The 2,836-nt window shown below is 68.4% G+C and carries 4 protein-coding genes; 2 read left to right on the forward strand and 2 right to left on the reverse strand.

The window, feature by feature from the left end; genetic code table 11:
- Positions 1–405: ankyrin repeat domain-containing protein (locus B0E41_RS00175; protein WP_216350712.1), on the forward strand; the 405-nt coding region annotated here is incomplete at its 5' end.
- 1 nt (position 406) lies between these two features.
- Here the strand turns inward: B0E41_RS00175 and B0E41_RS00180 are convergent.
- Both B0E41_RS00180 and B0E41_RS00185 read right to left on the reverse strand, forming a co-directional pair.
- Positions 407–1,390 carry a D-glycerate dehydrogenase gene (locus B0E41_RS00180; protein ID WP_077327385.1) on the reverse strand — a complete coding sequence of 328 codons (984 nt, stop codon included), beginning with the start codon at positions 1,388–1,390 and terminating at the stop codon, positions 407–409.
- 5 nt (positions 1,391–1,395) lie between these two features.
- Entirely contained in the window at positions 1,396–1,743 is a 348-nt protein-coding gene (locus B0E41_RS00185; RefSeq protein WP_077327389.1) for an FKBP-type peptidyl-prolyl cis-trans isomerase, read from the reverse strand.
- Between the two features lie 349 nt (positions 1,744–2,092).
- Here B0E41_RS00185 and B0E41_RS00190 point away from each other — a divergent pair.
- The coding region (locus tag B0E41_RS00190; RefSeq protein ID WP_077327392.1) for a hypothetical protein at positions 2,093–2,836 on the forward strand (744 nt) is incomplete at its 3' end.

The raw sequence follows: 2,836 nt of genomic DNA on the forward strand, positions 1-2,836 counted from the left end.
GCCAAGGCCGCTCCGAGAGCGGCCCCGATGGCGTCCCCTCCGGCCCCGGCCAACGACCATTCCTCCCGCGCCGGGGCAAGCGGTATGGCGCAGGACACGGCACGGCGCCGTGCAGACAACAACGCCGAGGCGCGCCACCCGGCCTTGCCGCCCTTGTTGCAGGCCGTGGCCGAGGGCGATGCCGAGGGCGTGCGCCGCCTGTTGGCACAGGGTGCGGATGTCAATGGCCGCGACGGGACAGGCCGCAGCGCACTCATGCTGGCCGCACAACGCGGCGATGCGGCCATGGTCAAGCTGCTGCTGGAGGCCGGGGCCAACGCCCAGCTGCGCGACCCGCGGGGCCGCAGCGCCGCCGACCTCGCCGAGCAGGCCGGCCACCCCGCGCTGCTGCCGCTGCTGCGCTGACTCAGCGCGGCGCGACGCTGTTCAGCGGCGTGAGCGCTTCGCCGCGCGTGAGGAAGGCGATCAGGTTGTCGGCCGCGAGATCGGCCATGGCGCGGCGCGTCTTGAGCGTGGCGCTGGCGATGTGGGGCGTGAGCACCACGTTGGGCACGGTCAGCAGGTCCGGGTGCACCTTGGGCTCGCCCTCGAACACGTCGAGCCCCGCCGCCGCGATGCGCTTCTCGCGCAATGCCACAGCCAGCGCCGCGTCGTCCACGATGCCGCCGCGCGCGATGTTGACCAGCGTCGCCGTGGGTTTCATCTGAGCGATCTCCGTCGCGCCGATGGTGTGGTGCGATTCGGCGCTGTAAGGCACGACCAGGATCAGGTGGTCGGCCTGCGCGAGCAACTCGGCTTTGCTGACATACGAGGCCTTGCATTCGATCTCGGTGGCCGCGTCCAGGCGCGAACGGTTGTGGTAGATCACCTTCATGCCGAAGCCGTAGGCCCCGCGCCGCGCGATGGCCTGGCCGATGCGGCCCATGCCCAGGATGCCCAGCGTGCTGCCGTGCACCTCGGCGCCGGCAAACATGTCCAGCGCCCAGCGGTTCCACTGGCCGGCTCGCAGGAAGTGTTCGCTTTCGGTGATGCGCCGCGCCGTGGCCATGAGCAGAGCGAAACCGAAGTCCGCCGTGGTCTCGGTCAACACGTCGGGCGTGTTGGTGGCCAGCACCCCGGCCGCCGTCATGGCCGGTACATCGAAGTTGTTGTAGCCCACCGCGATGTTGGCCGCGATGCGCAACTCAGGACAGGCCGCCAGCAGCGTGGCGTCGACTCGCTCACTGCCGGTGGTCATCGCCCCCGCCTTGCCCAGCAGGCGCTGCGCCAGTTCGGCGGGGCTGAGCACCTGGTCGGTGTCGTTGTGATCGACCTCGAAATGCGCCCGCAGGCGCTCCACCACCTCGGGAAACACGGTGCGCGCGATCAGGATGGCGGGGCGCTGATTCATGGCGTTCAGACCGCCAGAAGGTCCACTTCGAACAGCAGCGTCGCGTTCGGCGGAATCACGCCACCGGCGCCGCGCGCACCGTAGCCCAGCGCGGCGGGAATCACCAGGCGGCGCGTACCACCGATGGCCATGCCCTGCACGCCTTCGTCCCAGCCCTTGATCACGTGGCCCGCGCCCAGGGGGAATTCGAAGGGCTGGCCACGGTCTTTGCTGGAGTCGAACTTGGCGCCTTGCACGCCATCGTTGTAGAGCCAGCCGGTGTAGTGCACTTGCACCGGACGGCCGGCCTGAGCGACCTCGCCGGTGCCGACCACGGTGTCTTCGTATTGCAGGCCGCTGGGGGTGGTGATCATGGAATGTCCTTGTGAAGAAGTGAAAACGGAGTGGCGATTATTCCAGCCCGCGCCGCGGTCAGAGGCTGAGCGTTTTTCGGGCGTGTCCGAGCAACGCCTCAAAGCGTGCCCGATCAAGGCGCAAAGCACAGCCATAGCTCGGTCTATGGCGCGCATTTGCAACGCAGAGCGGGTGCGTTTGGGGGTGGTGAGCGGGCATGTGCGGAAGACGCTCAGCCTCTCAGCCCTCGCGCCGCCACACACCACTTCGTACACCTGTTTACACAAGCTTTTCATGGCGAGGGGCATAGGTTTACCCAGCCGGGGTGTACTGGCATCTCCCAACCACCACGGAGTCAGGAGACCCCACATGAACACCAAGACCGCCACCCTCTCCCGCCGCATGGCCCTCAGCGCCCTTGTCGGCGCCAGCTTGCTGACCGCGCTGCCGGCCATGGCCATCGGCCGCCTCACCGATGTGCGCATCGTCAACCGCGACAGCGGCGAGGTGCTGCAGATGTACCGCCACAGAGGCGATGTCTGGGTGGCCGGCGAGCCTGGAGCCCGCTACGCCGTGGAGCTGCAAAACGAATCGCGCGGGCGCCTGCTCAACGTGGTGTCGGTGGACGGCGTCAACGTGATCAGCGGCGATACCGCGTCTTTCAACCAGGCTGGCTACGTGCTGAACCCCGGTCAGCGCTACGACGTCAGCGGCTGGCGCAAGAGCAGCCGGGAGATCGCTGCCTTCGAATTCACCAGCCTGCCGCGCTCCTACGCCGCCCGCACGGGCCGCCCGGACGACGTGGGGGTGATTGGAGTGGCCGTGTTCCGTGAACGCGCGCCGTACCGTCAACCCGTGCCCGAGATCGGCCCCTACGGCCGCAGCGCACCGGCGCCCGAGGCGCAGGGCAAGTCGTCCATGCAGAGCAAATCGCATCGCAGCGATCCGGGCAATGCCGACCAGGAGCTGGGCACCGGCCACGGTGACCGGGAGCGTGACCGCGTGGGAGAGACCGAATTCGAGCGGCGCAACAACCGGCCGGACGAGGTCGTGCGCATTCGCTACGACAGCCGCGAGAACCTGATGGCCATGGGCATCATCCCGACCTACCAG

The sequence above is a fragment of the Hydrogenophaga sp. A37 genome (assembly GCF_002001205.1).
Lineage (GTDB): Bacteria > Pseudomonadota > Gammaproteobacteria > Burkholderiales > Burkholderiaceae_C > Hydrogenophaga.